Source organism: Paenibacillus sp. FSL M7-0896, from assembly GCF_037975415.1.
GTDB classification, from domain to species: domain Bacteria; phylum Bacillota; class Bacilli; order Paenibacillales; family Paenibacillaceae; genus Paenibacillus_AQ; species Paenibacillus_AQ silagei.
The window spans coordinates 7,125,029-7,142,783 of record NZ_CP150250.1 but is presented as its reverse complement, the minus strand read 5'-3'; the positions used below and the strand labels follow the sequence as shown (position 1 = coordinate 7,142,783).

Here is a 17,755-nt window from a genome sequence, read left to right as displayed (position 1 = left end):
AAGGAGGCGGAGAATGTGGAATTGAGAGATGCTAACGGACTTACAGAGCGTGAATTCCTGGAGCAGTACCGGGCCGGGGACTATGAACGGCCTTCCGTGGCGGCGGATATGGTGATCTTCACCGCCACGGATACAGCGGCAGACTATGAACCCGGGGCTACGGCGAAGGAGCTGCGCCTCCTGCTGATCCGCAGAGGCGGGCATCCCTGCCTCGGGAAGTGGGCACTGCCGGGCGGCTTCGTCCAGCCGGACGAGACCACAGATCAGGCGGCCGCGCGAGAGCTGGAGGAGGAGACCGGCGTGGCCGGTGTCTATCTGGAGCAGCTGCGCACCTTCAGCGACCCCGGGCGCGATCCCCGCACCTGGGTGATCAGCAGCAGTTATATGGCGCTGGTCGACAGCCGCCGTAGCCAATTAGAGGCAGGGGATGATGCCGAGGCTGCGGCCTGGTTCAAGGTAAGCTACCAGCTCCGGCAGGAGCATAAAGAGCTGCTGGAGCAGGGCTGCATCCGCACCCGTACCTATGAGCTTCGGCTGGAAGCGGGCGGGCAGGAGCTGGCAGCAGTGATCGAACAGACGGTGACGGCGACACCGGCTGCAAGATCGGTGCAGTATGCCGTCTTGTCCAATGACGGACTTGCTTTTGATCACGCCAAGATCATTGCCTATGCTATTGAACGGCTGCGTCAGGAGACGGAGAGAACCGGAATCGCGCTGCTCTTAATGCCTGAGCAATTCACCCTGGCCGAGTTGCAGCAGGTCTACGAGGTGATTCTCGGCCAGGAGTTGCCGAAGGCGGTCTTCCTGGACAAGGTGGCTGCGCTTATAACCGCGACCAACCTGTACACAGAGCATACGGAACACACACCCTCCCGCCGCTTGTATCAGCGGAACTGGGGAGAAGTCTGAATTTTTAATTAGGAGGAACCATCCATGAATGCAGGAAGAGCAATATTAAGAACAATGGAATTCAGCCACGAGCTGGATGTGCTGCACAACTACATTACACAATCCAAGATGCCGGTACGCAAAAGCGACTCCTTCGATAAGCAGGTCATGCTGCTCGAAGAAGCCCAGGGTGAGAGCGCGTTTCAATCCACCTACAAAAAGATGAAGAAGGTCAACATGCTGTCCGGTCTGTTCGCCCTGCCGGTGCTGCTGGTGGTTGCCATCGCCGCGATCTACGGCAGGTATATTAACCGGGGTTATGATGTGTTCGGCTACTTCGTGGATCATCCGGTGCTGTATATCGTACCTGCCGCGCTGATCGTGGTGACGCTGGTGCTGGCCTTGTACCATTCGGTACTGCGGCGGAAGCTGTACGGCCAAATCTACCCGGAGCTGAAAGGAAAGCTGGGGATGCATGCCGCCTGAGCATAAACGGCCTAATTCTTGTTTTCATCCGGATAAAGAATCTTGTGTTACCGAACATGAATAGAGAAGCATTTCTTCAACGTACGGAAGAGATGCTTCTCTATTTGTTGTGACTACATCTTTTTAAATATTACGGTTTGCCCGCATACTCATGCGCTGCGGAAGCTTCCTGAATGGCCTGGAAGGCCCAATGTGCAGCAGGCACATCACTCCAGGAAGACTTGCTCCAGCTCTCGCTGTTCCGCTGCAGAATAGTATTGATGATCGTAACGGCTTCCGCACGTGTCAGCGGCTGGTCTGGACGGAAGGTACCGTCAGGGTAACCGGTTATGAGCTTCTTCTGCAGAAGCGCTCCGATCTCCGTACCCGCCCAGTGCGTAGCCGTATCTGCGAAGGTTGAACCATCGCCGGCCGGCAGGTTCAGCCAGCGGCTGGCAATAGCGGCAAATTCGGCTCTGCTGACAGCAGCCTCTGACTTGAAGGTTCCATCCGGGTAACCTTGGATCAGACCGGCTGCTGCTGCGTATTGCACCGCCGCATCAGACCAGCGTTTGCCGGTAATATCGGCCAGTGCCGCAGCAGCCGGGGCCTTCGGAGCCGCCCCTTCCGCCTTCAGCCGCTGAAGGATTGCGGCCAGCTCTCCACGGGTAATTCCCCGTTCAGGCCGGAACGTCCCGTCCGGATAGCCCAGAATATAGGCATCATGCCGGGCAGCGGCCCCGAGGCCTTCCAGCTTGAGAATCGTAAACGTACTGAATTTGTTGATGCCGAAGGACAGGCCGGATAATCCCTGCTTGTACTGGACGAATTCAGGTCTGATCAATTCGCGGTCGCCGTCGCTATGCTCGATGAAGACAGCCAGCTTAGCCAGGAAGGCCGTCCGCTCTCTACCGTCTGCAGGCAGCTGAACCCCCTTAAGCGGCAGCGTGATTTCAACAGCCCGGCTGCTCAGATTAGTCTCGATGGTCATCGGGCGTGCAACAACCTGAACCTCCTCGCCGCTCACGGTTTCCCTGACAACACGTTCCACTCTGGCCCGCTCCTCAACTTCAGCGCGCTGTGCCGCATCCTTGATCGGCACAAGCCGGAAGTACAGGTCCTCCGTGATCCCGGATAACGATGCGTTGGGAATCTTAATTGCCGCATTATCCGAGTAAATCTCCAGCTCCAGACCGCCCTTGAACAGTACATCCAGAGCCGCTGCCGGAATCTGCAGCCTCAGCTCGGACACCTTATCCTCGGCGTCCGGGATGACGATTCTTGCCGCACTCCGTCCGGCAGCCTTGGCGCCCGCCACACTTGCGGCGGCCTGCTGCGCATCAAAGGTCACCTGGTCGGTAATGCGTCCGGCAGCATCTCTGGTCCGCCGCACCGCCGCGCCGGAGATCGTAGTGCCGTCTCCATTGTCGACGATAACCGTCAGCAGCTCACTTCCGCCTGGGCTTACTGCACCTGCGGCCGGTGCGCTTGAAGGTTGAGGTGTAGCCGTAGGCACACTCGTAGGTTGAGGTGTAGCTGTAGGCGTACTGGCAGGTTCAGGTGAAGCAGTTGGCGTGGCAGTAGGTGCAGTTGTAGCTTCTGGTGCAGTTGTAGGTTTAACTTCTGGCTGCGTAACCGTGAATGCCATCTCCAGTTCATTAGAGACGACATTCGCCAGCCCGGATGGAGGGCGGTTGCCCTCAGACGCTAATACCGCAGTCGTGCAGGCAAGCAGGACGAGGAGCAGGGAGACGGTATAGAGTACAATCCTTGCTTTTTTCATGATCACCATTCCAATCCTGTGTCATTCCATTCGTTAGGGAATCATGGTCGTAGTGTAGGTTACCTTCACTTCATCGCTGAACGTATAGACGGTTTCTTCGCCGTCCTGGTCGAACTTCGCTGTCATCTGTGAATTAGGTGTCAGAGAATACGTAGGGTAGTTCAGCCGGAATACCTCTAAGGAATCGCCTGCTGCCAATTCTACCGGAATCGTGAAGGTGTGGGCGGCTGCATCATAATATTCTGCCAGCAGCGGGATGCCTTTTTTATCGGTATACAGGAATCCATCATACTGGCCATCGCTGAAATTCGGAGTCATTTCACCGATATTAATAACGAACGTTCCCGTTGAAGCGGCTGTTGCCGGCGCTGAACTCAGGTACATGATCATATCTCTATGCTGATAAGGATTCGGCTCTTGCAGATTTCCGCTAAAGGTTGTCTTCTGCGCCGGCTTCACCTCTTTAACAGCGAGCAGCTTGGCTGTAAATGGAGCGTTCTGCGGGGATACAGCCTTGAAGGTAATATCGAATTCATTGGAATCCGCAGCATCGCCGACATTGACTTCGAGGCCTTTATCAATGTAGTAATAGGTATAATTGCCTTCCACAAAAGATTCTGGGTGGTTGTCCAGCTCTACGGCACCCGCAGCAGCGGTTGGAATCTCCAGCAGTACGCTGACCTTCAGATTGTCGTCATTCTCCGCGCCAGGACTGATGAAGTATTCAATCTCCTTGGAAGTATCCTTGGTCAGATCATAGGCCTTCTTGTCCAGCTTCAGAGCTGAAGAATCCCAGGATAGAACAACGGTATCCTCGGCATTTACTGCCGTTACGTTGAATTCTGCCTCAAGCTCATTACCGATCCTGTTGTCCAGCAGACTGCCGGGTCCGGCATAAGCGGATGGAACTGCGCCAAGCACCAGACAAGCGGATACAGCCGCGCTGATGTACAGCTTCTTGCGTGTTTTCTTCAGTTCTTGCATTTTCGCAACTCCCCTTTTTGTACATGAATAGAATGAACCGGGTTTCGCAGTGAAATGACATCATTCGACGCGATTCCCTATATTTCGATATGGTTCATTGTATCATTGGGCAAAAAAAGCCCGTAACGCCTATCTTTTATAGGACCTACGGGCAGGGGAATTCGTTATATGGAGGAGCGCTTTATTTTTCGGAGATACAGGTAAAAGCAGGTGCCCTGCCCCGGTTCACTCTCTACACGGATGGAGCCATCAAGCTTCATCATCACATTCTTGCAGTAATACAGGCCCAGACCATAATGAGCGGTCATCTTCTTGGTGGAGTAGAAGGGATCGAAGATATACGGGAGTGCCGTCTGCGGAATCCCTTTGCCGCTATCCTGAATGGAGATGACCGCTTCCCGGGAGGTCTCCGACAACCGGACGGTAATCGCTCCTTGATGCTCTATGGCCTCGGCCGCATTGTTCAGCAGATTGGTCAGCATCTCCTTCAGATGAAGGGGATCGAAGTATACGTCCTGGACGGGATGCAGGGAATGATGGAGGTGAATCTCCGGCGGAGCTACCCTTGCAAAGGCTGCAAGACAAGCTTCTAATACAGGCGCAGGATTCATTGTCTGAGCCTGAATGTCAATGGCTTGTACGGACTCGTTGATCTTGCCCATCATATTTTGCACATGGCCGATGGATTCGGCAGCCGAAGCGACCATTCCGAGAGTTTCCCGGTGGCCGCCGCCAGTCTGCTCACCGCTCTGAAGCTCCCGCCGGATCTGATGGAGCAGGATGTCTATTTTGCCGATCTCATTCTTAATGGTATGGTTCAGCAGATGGGAGCCTCCCTTCAAGGTGTGCAGGGACGCGTCTATCTTCAGCATCTCCACCTTGAACCGGACTCCAAGGATGCCCCTTGTCAGACCGATCAGCAGGAACACGGACAGGAAGCCTATGCTAACGAGGTGGTTGAATTGAAACAGGTCAATCCCCCGCATATAAAAGGCATAGCTCACTATAATATACACCATCACCGGCAGCGCCAGCATGTTCGTCAGCATCCGCTCGCGGCGCTTGAACGGGTGCTTCTCACGGAGATTCGCCAGAATAAGCAGCACGGCGCTGATTCCTAACGCACAGCCGATGAACAGCAGCATAGGCAATTCATTTCTGCCGCTGTAATTGATGAGCCGGCCGGGCGTGAGCGGGGTAGCAGCAAGTCCCGCTAACGCCGCAATGATAAGAATAAAGCCGTACATCCGCCGCTGCCGCCTGTGCAGCAAATCCGAATATACAGCACCAAACATGCCGAACGTATAGGCAATTGTAGCATCGGAAACGGCATATAGTGTATTAATCCATACATCGTACTTGGTCTGCGGATAGGCTGCGCTAAGCAGATAGGTGATAATGCTGCTGCTGGACGCAAACAGAGCAATACTGAACCAGCGGAACGAGGCGTTGCCCGAATTGAGCCAGAGAACCACCGAAGCTACTAACAGAGTTATGAACAAGGCGGGGATCATAGCTCAAGTTCTCTGTCGGTTAATCCTCTGCTCTTGATAGCCCGGACGACCTCCTTCAGGGATTTGGAGTTGAATTTGCGGAGTATACTGGTAATTTGATTCTTCAGCGTCCCTTCCGATTTGCGGAGCGAGCGCATCATGGCCTGTCTGCCGTTGCCTGCTTCGCTAAGCGAGATAATTTCCTTCTCGGCTAACGTCAGGCGGTTATATTGTTCGGCTTCTTTGAGCCGCAGGAATTCCCTGACCAGAACAGACTGGGGAGAACGGGAGCGCATCGCTTCCCGGATCGTGCCCGGGATGAGGCGGAAATCCGATTTACTTACATATTGAATGGCACCGGCCGTAAAAGCATCCAGAATCGTACGCTCATCCGTAAGGGAGGTGAGTACAATCACCCGGGCCTCGTTGCCCGTCAGGCTCAGCTCCAGCGTAGCCTGGAGGCCGTCCAGATGATGCTCCGTCAGGTTGAGATCCATCAGCACCACATCTACTGTATGGCTTGTACAAAAGGTGAGCGCCTCTTCTTTGGTAGCTGTAGTGTGAATAACCTGCAGACCGGGTTCGCTATTCAGGAACCGGGCGAGCATGCTTCTCCATACCGCATCATCTTCGACAATCAGAATTTGGATCTCCATAGACTTCTCCTTTGAGCAGAAGATTAGCGGTACCTCTTCATTCTACTACGGATAGAGAAGGAACGTAACAGTGAATTGAGTGGATTTGTCTATTAAAATAATCACAAAAACCGCTTGAGATGAAGATTTCTATGAAGTCGCAGACGGGGTAATCAGACGCTCCGGATTGGTAATGCGCATCGTGACTTTGGCGCCGCCGGAGACGGAGTCGTTGCTGAGGCTCAGCGTGCCTCCGTGCTGCTCGGCCACAGAGCGTGCAATATAGAGCCCCATTCCGTGATGATTCCCGGAGCTGCGGCTCGGGTCGCCCCGGTAGAACTGGCTGGTGGCCTCCCGGAGGTCGGCCGCCGAGAAGCCGCTGCCGGTGTCGGTAACCGTGAACTGAACCGCATCCGGCCCGCTCTGGACAAGCAGGGCAATGCTGCCCCCGGGCGGGGTATGCTCGGCGGCATTGGTAATCACGTTCATCATGCCCCGCAGCAGCAGCTCCTTGTGAATGAACAGGTATTCCGGCAGCTTCTCCTGCCGGATAGAGGTCTTCAGGTTCCTGCCTGCCTTGAGGGCATTCATCTGCAGCTCCAGCTCAGCTATGATCTCTGCTGCCGGGACCAGCACCTTCTGGCGGGAGGAGCCGGCCTGCTGGTTGGACAGATCAATGACTTCCTGCACGAAGGCTTCAATGTCTTCAGCGCTGCGGCGGATATAGCCGCTGTATTCACGCTGCGGCTCCGTCTCTACAATCTCCTGCAGCAGCTCGGCGTTGCCCCGGATAATGGTCAGTGGCGTCTTGATGTCGTGGGCCAGCGCGGAGATCTGCTCTCTGCGGGAGCGCTCCAGCTCCCACTGCTTCTCCAGTGAAGTCTGCAGGGCATCCTTCATCCGGTCCAGCGAGCCCAGTACCTCATCAATCTCCACAATGCCGCTGGGATGGACGGCGAACTCCAGATTCTCGCGCCGGATGTTCTCGGTCGCTTCCTGCAGTCCGGCCATCCGCTCCGAGAGCTTCCGGCCGAACCGGGCCGCGAGCAGGGCGGCCATCACCAGGAATCCGAGCACGAAGAGCAAGGGGCCCAGGAGCTGGGGATTCGGCAGCGCGCTGCGCAGCACTGGAGAAGCATACTGCGGTGTCAGGACATAGCGGAAGATCCATAGCTCCTGCCCATGCTCGGCGGTGGTATAGTAGTAGGCGCTTCTGTTGTTCCCCTCCCGGATTATTCTCCAGGCTTGCTCCGCCTCCTTAGCTGTCAGGTTGCCGGCCAGCGGCTTCCCGTCCAAGGTGAATACGGTGTAATTCAGCCGGTCTGGGACCCGGGGAACCGTATCTGTTACATCAGCAGCTAACTGCTGCTTGAACTGGGCAATTGCCTTCTCCTCATAGTTGGCAGGCAGCAGCGCCCCCTGGGCGAACGCCAGCGCGAATACACCGAGCAGTCCTCCCAGCAGCAGAATGGTGCCCAGACTAAGCAGCAGCAGGTATTTTAGGAAAAAAGTACGCAGTCGCACGGCTTTACGTTGTTTCACAGCTTCCACTTGTATCCGATCCCCCAGATGGTTTCTATGGCCTCCAGCCCGTGCCGGGCCAGCTTAGCGCGGATATTCTTGATATGCTCGGTAATCGCACTGCTGTCACTGTCCCCGTCCATCCCGAAGACCCCTTCATAGATATGGTCCTTGGAGAAGACCTGTCCGCGGTGGCGGGCCAGGAATTCGCAGATTTCATATTCGCTTTTGGTCAGCGGCACCTTGTCCTCCCGGGCGTACAGCTCTTTACCGGAGAGGTTCAGGCGCACAGGGTCCATGTACAGAATGTTGCGCTTCTCCCGGCTCTCCCGCCGCAGATGAGCGTTGATCCGCGCCCGCAGCGCACCTATGCCGAAGGGCTTCATAATATAGTCATCCGCCCCCAGCCCCAGTCCGTACATCAGGTCACTTTCCAGCGTCTTTGCCGTCAAAAAAAGAATGGGACAATCCACCGCCATGCGGATCTCCCGGCACAGGGTGAAGCCGTCCACGCCGGGCATCATCACATCCAGCAGAATCAGGTCATACGCACCGAGGTCAGTCCGGCGCACCAGCGCGGAATCAGAGAAGGTGGTTACCAGATGGCGGTCGGTACTGAGCGCGTTGGCTATCAGAGACAGGATGGCGGGTTCGTCGTCTACCACAAGTATTTTGGCCATATCATGGATTCCCTCATTTACAGATTAGTAGGCTAGGCCTCATCATGCCCACTGCACTATTTTAATTCCATAATTGCCGTAAGGTATGAAGCTGCGTTCGCAGCGAATAATCAGAGATAAGTGTATTCGGTGCAACTAAAAACAATGAAAAGGAAGTCATACCTCTCCTAACTGTATTCCATACAACTAAATTTGCCGGTATGGGTGAAAAGACGGGTACAGAAGCATTTTAGTTGCACGAAATACAGCTAAACAGAGATTCGGCGGCACATCCGGCGATTTAGTTGTACAGATTGCAATTAAGCCTATCCCTTGCACCTTAATCAGGCACAGCAACCCTCAGCCAGTGATGAGTTAAAAGTGATTTTCACACGTTTAAATCTGATGGTCTACTAGTTATCCGCAGAGCGGCCCTCCCATTTGTTGAACCATAACATACTGAGAAGGCCAGCGGCTATTGTTGCTCCTGTACAGATGGATATGCCGGTGGCCAGTCCCGTTTCAGCCCGGGGCAGCCGGAGTCCCGAATGCTGAATCTCCAGCAGGGAGAGGAAACGTCCACCCCAGGCGAAGGGGATATACGGCCACAGGATATCGCCAAGACCAGTCAGCATCAGGGCGGCGAGCAGGCTCCCCGTGATTCCTATGCCGATGGAGACGCCCCGGCCGAACCGCAGGCTGACAGCGAAGTGAACCAGATAGAGCAGGATATTGCTTGCGAACAGGATCACGGCCCCGGTCAGATAAAAGACTATGCCGTGCCGGTCCTGCCCCAGCATTCCGGCAAAGCCCAGGCTGAACAGGACGAAAATCAGCAGGACAGCCCCCAGGCTGAAGCCCAGCAGGAGCAGCAGCTTGCTTGCATAGGTGGTGCTTCTTGCCGCAGGCAAGGCCAGCATTCCCTGGAATTCTCCGGCGGCAGCCTCCTGCTCCGCTGCCATCGCACATAGCAGCCCGATGAGGGTAGGAAACGCACAGGCGACCGCCTGCATGAACGCCATCACCTTAACCCCTTCGCTGGCAGAGGAAATGGAGTAGTAAGCTATGAATAGGGCAGCCCCGATCAGCGGAGTCAGCAGATGGGTCAGGAGAAACGGGGTGCGCCGTGTTTTGAGCAGATCAGCTCTGAGCAGACCCGGCAATGTACTCATGCTACTTCGCCTCCTGTTTACGGAACCATAAGGTGGTCAGCAGGAACAGAAGGGCGAACCATCCGAGGGAGACCAGCGTACCGGGAAGAATCATATCTGTGCTGCGCAGCGGGCTGTCCGCCGGGACCGGCAGGCCGTTCGGCAGGATGGACAGCACCGGACACATGAGCCTTGCGGTAATTGTATAAGGAATGTAATCCCATAAGCCGCCCTTGTCGAATTGAACTACACCTAGAATAGTACCGAACAGGTTCAGCAGGATGGCTGCGAATAATCCGAGCCGGGCAGCCAGGAACAGGCACAGCGGAATCTGCCACAGGAAGGTGAGGAAGATCAGCGCGCTGCCTGCCAGACTGCTTGGCAGTGTAATCATCTGTCCGAACAGCAAGCCACCGGCTGTAACGCCGGTCAGGAACACGGCTAGAGTAGTGAGCAGCCAACCGGTGCAGGCAAGGATTTTGCTGGTCCAGAGCGTACCCGGTGTAAAGGGCAGGGCCAGCAGGCTGCGGTATTTCAGCTTGGCATCCTTGAGCAGCGCCAGCGAACAGGCCAGGCTCAGCGCACCGGGCAGGAACAGGGTGTACCACCAGTTGTAGGAGCCGCTCTGGAACAGGCTGCCGCCCATGAGCACCGCACACAGCAGAAGCGCAACCGCCGGGGCAAGCCAAGTCAGCTTGGGAATGAAGGTCCGCCGCCATTTCAGGCGTTCGGCCTGTATGACATTAAGCATGAACCGCACCGTCCCTCCGGTGGGCCGCAGCAACCTGCATGAACAACGCCTCCAGGTCCTGGTCCGGGGAGATTGGACCCTGATAGCCCAGCACGCCGCCCGCGATGATACCGATATGATCTGCCGTCTGCTCTACCTCGGAGAGCAGGTGGCTGGACAGGATGACGGTGATTCCCTGCTCCGGGAAGGAGCGGATCAGCTCCCGCAGCTCCTGAATCCCGATCGGGTCCAGCCCGTTCGTCGGCTCGTCCAGAATCAGCAGCTCCGGCTGGTTGAGGAGCGCAATGGCGATGCCGAGCCGCTGCTTCATCCCCATGGAGAATTGTCCGGCCCGCTTCTTCCCGGTTGCGGTCAGATCGACAACGGCAAGCACCTCTTCGATACGCGACTGCGGGAGTCCGAGGGCCAGCGTGCGTACCTTCAGATTCTCCCGGGCGGTCAGATTATCGTACAGCGGAGGTGCTTCAATTAATACGCCGATCCGGCTTAAGTCCTTCCGGGTCCATTCCTGGCCCTGGAAGCGGATTGTCCCGGAATCGGGCCGCAGCATGCCGGTAATCATTTTGAGCAGGGTCGATTTGCCTGCACCGTTCGGACCGAGCAGCCCGTAGACCGAATTGCGTGCAACAGTTAACGATACGTTGTTTACGGCTGTCTGGCGTTTGAAGCTTTTACATAGATCCTGTATTTCCAGAATATGTTCCTGCATAGTATATCATCCTTTCTCTCCCTCTACTCTAAGGGCAGATTCTAAGGATTCTGTAAGGATGACATGGCAGAGCCCCTGCCTGGTTGAACAGGAGGGGCTCTGTGTTGACTTTGCAGCAGCCGGCAGGAAGGATTAACGACGCCGGAAGGCGCCGCCGCGGGCCAGGGCAAAGAAGATCAATAGCGCAACGATGGAGCCGATAATGGCCGGAACAATGTGGAAGCCACCTACTACAGGGCCTCTTGGACCAAGCAGCTCGGAGCCCAGCCAGGAACCGATGAATCCGGCGATTACATTGCCCAGTACGCCTCCCGGAACATCACGCCCGATTAGATTGCCGCTTAGCCAGCCGATGAGTCCCCCTACGATGATTACCCAGAGCAGATACATTGATTTGTCCCCTTTCTAGTTGGTTTATTCAAGGTATGTTGGAAAATGCGATAGGTGAACCGCCTGCCGAAGGTTTATTTTTGGAAAGGATATAGCTAGCGGTCCGGCAACAGCAAAGGCTCCGGGTACACCAGGGTGCGCGGACCGAATGTATGCGAGAAACCGAACACAATTTGCTGGCGACGGGTTCACGGGCAGTGATAACAGGTGATCTGCGCTGCGGGGAGATTAACGTCCTTTGCCGGTGTTAATATTAAGTATAGGAGGAGGGATCGGATGAACAAAATTCTCGTAATCGATGATGAAGCTGCCCTTAGAGATTTGATCGAACTTGTGCTCCGCAGAGAGAATTATGAGGTGCGGACAGCGGAGAACGGGAGTGCGGGACTAGAGGCCCTGGATGCTTTTCAGCCAGACCTGGTAGTACTGGACCTGATGCTGCCCGATTGCTCCGGCTATGACCTGTGTAAGGAGATCACCAAGCGGCAGGCCGTTCCCGTCATTATGCTGTCGGCCAAGAATGAGATTATCGATAAGGTGCTGGGGCTTGAGCTGGGGGCCGAGGATTACATGACCAAGCCGTTCGATAACCGGGAGCTGCTGGCGCGGATCAAGGTGGTGCTCCGGAGAGCCCAGAACAGCGGTCTGCCCGCAGAAGCTGAAGATACCCGGATCACTCATGAGGAGCTGACCTTCGATCTGGAGACCCGGGTGGTGCAGAAAGGCGGCGTTCCGGTGGCTCTGACAGCCAAGGAATTCCGGATTCTGGAGACCCTGCTGAAGCGCCCGGACAAAATCTATACCCGGGATGAGCTGCTGGAGATTGTCTGGGGCTATGACTTCATGGGCGACAGCCGCAGCGTGGATATGACGATCATGCGCTTAAGAAAGAAGCTGGAGGATGATGCCGAGAATCCGAAATATATCCGCACCGTCTACGGCTTCGGTTATCAGCTGGGAGGTGGCTCCGCCTGAAATACGCGACCCGGCTGGTGCTAATGTATTTGCTATTCTCGGTGCTGTCCTTTGCCGTTATCATTATTTCGGTTAATAAGGCGATTGACTATTTCAGCTTCGTAACCATAGAGAAGCAAATGATGGAGAAGGCCGATCTTGGTGAGATGTCCTTCAGGGAGGTGCTCTCCAGGCACGAACAGGAGGTAGATGCGGGGCAGATGGAGGAGGTGGCGAGAAGCGCGCTGGAGACGTTAAAAGCCTCCGTCAAGGAGGTGCGTATCTACGACAGCAGCCAGAAGCTGCTGGGACTCGCCGTTGACGGGATTGTGATCAATAACAAGACCCCCGTCATTTTCCCCGGGAATATCCAGAATGCCCTTAAGGGCAATTATGCGTATACGGTCTCCGAGGATCATCTGCTCTACTTCGCGGTTCCGATCCAAGACAAGTATTATCAGAATAGCTATGTGTACGAGTTCGTGGAGGATGTCTCTTATTTCTATACGATGATGGACCAGATCCGCTATATCCTGTTCGCCGGTGCGGGGGGATTCATTATTCTGATTACGCTCTCCAGTCTGTTCATTGCCCGGAATACGACGAAGCCGATTAAATATCTGCTGGGTGCTACGGAGAGCTTCTCCAAGCAGCAGTTCCGCGAGGTTCACCTGAATCGGAAGGATGAGCTGGGCATGCTGGCTGCGGGCCTGAACCGGATGGGCATCCAGCTCAGCGACTATATCCAGTATCAGAAGCAGTTTGTCTCGAACGTATCCCATGAGCTGAAAACGCCGCTTGCTGCGATCAAGGGGTTCTCTCAATATTTGTACGAAGGTGAGGACGAGGATGAGGAGCTGCAGCGGATCTACTTCCATCTGGTGAATGAATCGGACCGCCTGACCCGGCTGGTCAATGAGCTGCTCATGCTGTCGCGCTTCGACAAGGCAGGGCAGGATGGAATCGATGCCGAGAAGACGGACCTGGCACAGCTGGCTACGGGGGTAGCCGCCGGAATGCGGGCCAAGGCTGACAGTAAGGGGATAGAGCTTACGATCCGGCAGGGGCCGCCGGCCTTCGTCAATGTCAATCAGGTGCTGATGTCCCATGCCATCGCGAATGTGCTGGACAACGCGATCAAATACTCCGGTCCCGGTACCCGGGTAAGCATTGAAACTTTGGTCCGGGAGCAGGAAGCTGTCGTGCGGATCAGCGATCAGGGCATTGGAATCAGCGCGGATGAGCTTACCCGTGTGCAGGAGCGGTTCTACCGGGCAAGCAATGCAGGCGGGGCAGGAGGAACGGGGCTGGGGCTGTCCATATGTAAGGAGATCGCTGAGAAGTTCGGCGGGCACCTGGATATAGAGAGCCAGCTCGGCGCGGGAACCACAGTCTACATCCGTCTGCCGCTCCTGTGAACAGGCGTTACAAGACTGATACAACTCTGTTATTACACTAATAAATGCTTTTCGTATACTAACCTCATACCAAACAAACAACGCGTCCATCGCGTACATTCATGGAGGGATTACTTATGGGAACATTTAAAAAACCGGCAGCGCTGCTGCTGCCCGCAGTATTATTAATGACACTTCTGGCCGGCTGCCAATCCGATTCGGCCGCTCCGGCGGCCACTCCTTCGGCAGAACCTACAACTGAAGCGGTGGCCACGGCGGCGCCGGAGGCTACCCCTGCGGCGACTGAAGCTGCTACGGCCGAGCCAACCCCTGCGGCTTCAGCGGGCAGCTCGGAGGCAATCAAGGAGGGAACCATTGAGAAGGAAGGGAATGTGGTTCTGAAGGAGCTGGCTTTTGTCTATAAGGACCAGACTATTGCCCTCTCTGACATTGTGGATGATGCTAAGCTGGAGAGTATGCTTGGCAAGGCAACGGCGAAGAAATCGCACACTTATTCCTTGGATGACGGTAAAAATATGGATACCCTGATCGGCAGAACAGAGAACACGTATACCTTCCCGGGCCTTGAGATTAAGACCATTGATTCGGGTGACGGCAAGCAGTTCTACATCTTCAACATGAAGATCACTGATCCGAAGTACACTACGGTCCGTAATATCAAGGTCGGAGACAGCCTGGATACGCTCAAAAAAGCCTATCCCGAAGGCAAGCTGACCGGAGACGGTGCACCTGAGGAAGAGGATGACTTCCGGTTCGCCCCAAGCAACTATGTGGATTATATGCTGTTCCACGTCAAGGGCGCTAAGATTGAAAGCATAAGCATCTCTACTCTGCTGGACTAAATCAGTCCCCTGAATCAGCAGAATACTGAACAGCCCTGCCGCTTCACGGCCTGTAACGGTCATGAAGCGGTCAGGGCTGTTTGTCTTTTGTCTGCATATTCCCGGGCGGACTTCCTATTCCACTGGAGCCGGCTCCAGCACCCGCACCGTCTCCCCCTCTACCAGCTCGGGCAGATAGTAGTTGCTGTTCTTCAGATCTTTTTTACCCTGAAGCTTCTTAATGACCCATTCGGCGGCGTCACGGCCCATTCTCTCCTGCGGGTGGGTCAGCGTCGTCAGCTTGATCCCTGCATTCTTGGCGATATAGGAATTGTCCTGCCCGATAATCGACAGCTCTCCAGGAATTGAGATCCCCAGTTCGCGGCACACCTTGACCACTTCCAGGCCCACTTCATCGTTATAGCAGACGATAGCGGTCAGCACCTCTCTGTTATCTGTCAGGAATTGCTCCAGATTGGCCGACAGCGCCTGCTTCGATTCGGTATCGAAGGAGAGGACCTGCTCCGGGTGGAAGCGCAGCTTGGCCTCGCCGAGTGCCTTGATATAGCCCTTCATGCGGTATTTGCCCTGGAGATCGTCCATTTTGGCGATAATCCCGATCTGGGTATGGCCCTTCGCAATCAGCTCCCGGGTCGCCAGATAACTCGACTGTACGTCATCCAGACAGAAGAACGGCACCTCCAGCTCCTCATAATAAGCGTTAATCATGATGAACGGGACGTCCTGCTCCTTGAACGACAAGTAGTAAGCGATGTTCGGATTGTACAGGTTGCTCTTGGTTGGCTCAATGATCAGCCCGTCTACCCCGTAGGACAGCATCATCTCCAGCGCTTTCTTCTCCTGGGCGACATCGTTATTGGTGCTGGCAAGCAGCAGCGAATAATTGTCTTCATTCAGCCTGCCTTCAATGCCCCGGATAATAGATGGGAAAATATAATCGGAGAGGTAGGTTGTTATTACGCCGATGGTCCGCTTGCCCGCGCCATTCCCGGATTTGGACCGGAACTGGTGGCTGACATAGGTGCCCGAGCCCTTTTCGCTGCGCAGAAACCCCTCATTGGATAGCTCCAGAATGGCCTTCCGCACGGTCTGGCGGCTGACGCCGTACATCTCCTGCAGCGCCGACTCCGTAGGAATTTGCTCGCCTACACTGTAGGTGCCGGACAGGATGTTGCTTTTGAGTTCATCGAATATGATCTGGTACTTGGTTCGCACATGGGTCACTTCTTTCATAGTTGTTCTTATTTGGAGTGGATAAATTATTGTAGTTGTACGTACATATTATAGCTTGAATATAAGCTTAATATCCTCCGGTGTCTACCATATATCATGATTTGCGTAAAATACGGGTGATTTTCCGGTAAATTTGTAGGTATATCTTATATCTATTATTGACAAATGTACGAACAAAAAATATACTAAACCTGTTCATAAAGGAAGCGCATTCTTTAAATTCGTAAGTAACACAGTTTGGTTCAGAGAGGAGTAACGTGGGCATGGATCAGAACATCAAGCAAGCGATACTTAAGGGAGAGACATCACTGGGTATCGAATTTGGGTCCACACGTATCAAAGCCGTCCTGATTGATCAGCGATTCGAGGCGGTTGCATCCGGAAGCTACGAGTGGGAGAACCTGCTGGAAGGCGGGTACTGGACGTATCCCCTCACCGATATCATCAAGGGGCTGCAAGCGGCTTACCGCGAGATGAAGCAGGAGGTTGCACAGAAATACGGGGTTACGCTTACTACTGTCGGTTCGATCGGATTCTCAGCAATGATGCACGGATATATGGCCTTTGACAGCGCGGGCGAGCTGCTGGTTCCGTTCCGGACCTGGCGTAATGCTACAACCGGTGCGGCGGCCAAGGAATTAACAGAGCTGTTCCAGTTCAATATTCCGGAGCGCTGGACCATTGCCCACCTGTATCAGGCGATTCTGAACGGGGAAGAGCATGTTCCGCAGGCAACGTTCGTAACGACGCTGGGCGGATACATCCATTGGCTGCTGACCGGCAGCAAGGCGATCGGGATTGGCGATGCCTCCGGGGTCTTCCCTATAGATGAAGCTTCACAGGATTACCACCCGGCCATGGTCAGCCAGTTCGATGAGCTGATTGCCGCTAAGAATTACCCTTGGAGGCTGAGTGATCTCCTGCCCAAGGTCTACGCAGCAGGCGAGCAGGCTGGTGTGTTAACGGAAGCCGGAGCGAGACTGCTGGATGAGTCCGGGGACCTGCTGGCAGGCATTCCGCTCTGTCCTCCAGAGGGCGATGCCGGAACAGGAATGGTCGCTACGAACAGTGTGCGCAAACGGACCGGTAATATCTCTGTAGGCACCTCCGTGTTCGCCATGATCGTGCTGGAGAAGGACCTTACAGCGGTATACCCTGAGATTGACATGGTGACTACCCCCGATGGCAGTCCGGTAGGGATGGTGCATGCCAACAACTGCTCCAGCGATATCAATGCCTGGGTCGGCTTGTTCCGGGAATTCTCGGAGGCGATGGGCTTCAAGGCTGATCCGGCCCAGCTCTTCAGTGTTCTGTTCAATAAAGCGTTGGAGGCGGACGCTGATGGCGGCGGACTGCTAAGCTACGGCTATTTCTCGGGTGAGAACATCACCGGGCTGGAGAAGGGACGGCCGCTGTTTGTCCGCTCGCCTGAGAGCCGATTCACGCTGGGCAACTTTATGCGGACGCATTTGTTCTCCGCTTTTGGCGCGCTGAAGATCGGGATGGATATTCTGACCTTGAAGGAGCAGGTGTCCATCGACAGCATTCTGGCGCACGGCGGCTTGTTCAAGACGCCTGTTGTCGGACAGAGAATCGTGGCTGCTGCGATGAATGTTCCGGTCTCTGTGATGGCAACAGCCGGAGAAGGCGGCGCGTGGGGCATGGCGATTCTGGCTTCTTATATGAAGAACAGAGCGCAGCAGGAGCGTCTGGATGATTTCCTCGACCAGAAGGTCTTCAAGGATATCGAAGGCGAGACCATTCATCCGGTTGCGGCGGATGTGAAGGGCTTTGAATTGTTCATGGAACGCTACACGGCGGGTCTGGCGATTGAGCAGGCCGCTGTAGATCATCTCGTAGAGAACGGGGGGAATTAACA

Annotated in this window: 17 protein-coding genes; 6 read left to right on the top strand and 11 right to left on the bottom strand. The window is 55.1% G+C overall.

From position 1 onward, the window contains the following. Positions 1–15: 15 nt before the first annotated feature. Both MKY12_RS30920 and MKY12_RS30915 read left to right on the top strand, forming a co-directional pair. Positions 16–909, top strand: coding sequence for an NUDIX hydrolase (locus MKY12_RS30920; RefSeq protein WP_339252346.1), 894 nt, complete (start codon positions 16–18; stop codon positions 907–909). Between the two features lie 24 nt (positions 910–933). After that, a complete protein-coding gene (locus MKY12_RS30915; protein WP_339252344.1) occupies positions 934–1,374 on the top strand; it encodes a DUF6097 family protein in 441 nt (146 codons plus the stop codon). A gap of 130 nt (positions 1,375–1,504) precedes the next feature. On the opposite strand, the gene MKY12_RS30910 is transcribed toward MKY12_RS30915, so the two are convergent. The 10 genes from MKY12_RS30910 to MKY12_RS30865 all read right to left on the bottom strand — a co-directional run bounded on the left by MKY12_RS30910 (position 1,505) and on the right by MKY12_RS30865 (position 11,429). Next, positions 1,505–3,136, bottom strand: a complete 1,632-nt coding sequence (locus MKY12_RS30910) for an S-layer homology domain-containing protein (RefSeq protein ID WP_339252342.1) — start codon at positions 3,134–3,136, stop codon at positions 1,505–1,507. Between the two features lie 33 nt (positions 3,137–3,169). Next, complete coding sequence (locus MKY12_RS30905) at positions 3,170–4,120, bottom strand: hypothetical protein (RefSeq protein WP_339252340.1); 951 nt, start codon at positions 4,118–4,120, stop codon at positions 3,170–3,172. 164 nt (positions 4,121–4,284) lie between these two features. Next, on the bottom strand, positions 4,285–5,634 hold the full coding sequence (locus MKY12_RS30900) for a sensor histidine kinase (RefSeq protein WP_339312123.1): 1,350 nt from the start codon (positions 5,632–5,634) through the stop codon (positions 4,285–4,287). Further along, positions 5,631–6,269, bottom strand: a complete 639-nt coding sequence (locus MKY12_RS30895; protein ID WP_339312121.1) for a response regulator transcription factor — start codon at positions 6,267–6,269, stop codon at positions 5,631–5,633. Before MKY12_RS30895 ends, MKY12_RS30900 begins: the two co-directional genes overlap by 4 nt. Positions 6,270–6,398: 129 nt before the next feature. Next, complete coding sequence (locus tag MKY12_RS30890; RefSeq protein ID WP_339312119.1) at positions 6,399–7,790, bottom strand: HAMP domain-containing sensor histidine kinase; 1,392 nt, start codon at positions 7,788–7,790, stop codon at positions 6,399–6,401. Further along, positions 7,787–8,449, bottom strand: coding sequence for a response regulator transcription factor (locus MKY12_RS30885; RefSeq protein WP_339252332.1), 663 nt, complete (start codon positions 8,447–8,449; stop codon positions 7,787–7,789). Before MKY12_RS30885 ends, MKY12_RS30890 begins: the two co-directional genes overlap by 4 nt. 392 nt (positions 8,450–8,841) lie before the next feature. Further along, positions 8,842–9,600 carry a lantibiotic immunity ABC transporter MutG family permease subunit gene (locus tag MKY12_RS30880; RefSeq protein WP_339312118.1) on the bottom strand — a complete coding sequence of 253 codons (759 nt, stop codon included), beginning with the start codon at positions 9,598–9,600 and terminating at the stop codon, positions 8,842–8,844. 1 nt (position 9,601) lies between these two features. Further along, positions 9,602–10,330: a lantibiotic immunity ABC transporter MutE/EpiE family permease subunit gene (locus MKY12_RS30875; RefSeq protein ID WP_339312117.1), complete on the bottom strand. Its 729-nt coding sequence runs from the start codon at positions 10,328–10,330 to the stop codon at positions 9,602–9,604. Beyond that, on the bottom strand, positions 10,323–11,039 hold the full coding sequence (locus tag MKY12_RS30870; RefSeq protein ID WP_036722872.1) for a lantibiotic protection ABC transporter ATP-binding protein: 717 nt from the start codon (positions 11,037–11,039) through the stop codon (positions 10,323–10,325). The genes MKY12_RS30875 and MKY12_RS30870 overlap by 8 nt, the downstream gene beginning before the upstream one ends. 132 nt (positions 11,040–11,171) lie before the next feature. Next, positions 11,172–11,429, bottom strand: a complete 258-nt coding sequence (locus MKY12_RS30865; RefSeq protein ID WP_036722871.1) for a GlsB/YeaQ/YmgE family stress response membrane protein — start codon at positions 11,427–11,429, stop codon at positions 11,172–11,174. Between the two features lie 276 nt (positions 11,430–11,705). Here MKY12_RS30865 and MKY12_RS30860 point away from each other — a divergent pair, with 276 nt between their 5' ends. The 3 genes from MKY12_RS30860 (at position 11,706) to MKY12_RS30850 (ending at position 14,643) form a co-directional block, all read left to right on the top strand. Further along, positions 11,706–12,404, top strand: a complete 699-nt coding sequence (locus tag MKY12_RS30860) for a response regulator transcription factor (protein ID WP_209868849.1) — start codon at positions 11,706–11,708, stop codon at positions 12,402–12,404. Between the two features lie 23 nt (positions 12,405–12,427). Continuing rightward, positions 12,428–13,801, top strand: coding sequence for a HAMP domain-containing sensor histidine kinase (locus tag MKY12_RS30855; RefSeq protein WP_339252322.1), 1,374 nt, complete (start codon positions 12,428–12,430; stop codon positions 13,799–13,801). 116 nt (positions 13,802–13,917) lie between these two features. Further along, a complete protein-coding gene (locus MKY12_RS30850; RefSeq protein ID WP_339252320.1) occupies positions 13,918–14,643 on the top strand; it encodes a hypothetical protein in 726 nt (241 codons plus the stop codon). 114 nt (positions 14,644–14,757) lie between these two features. Here MKY12_RS30850 and MKY12_RS30845 read toward each other — a convergent pair whose 3' ends face one another. Next, complete coding sequence (locus tag MKY12_RS30845; RefSeq protein WP_036723078.1) at positions 14,758–15,858, bottom strand: GntR family transcriptional regulator; 1,101 nt, start codon at positions 15,856–15,858, stop codon at positions 14,758–14,760. Between the two features lie 281 nt (positions 15,859–16,139). Between MKY12_RS30845 and MKY12_RS30840 the strand changes: the two genes are divergently transcribed. After that, positions 16,140–17,753 carry an FGGY-family carbohydrate kinase gene (locus MKY12_RS30840; protein WP_339252318.1) on the top strand — a complete coding sequence of 538 codons (1,614 nt, stop codon included), beginning with the start codon at positions 16,140–16,142 and terminating at the stop codon, positions 17,751–17,753. Positions 17,754–17,755: the final 2 nt, after the last annotated feature.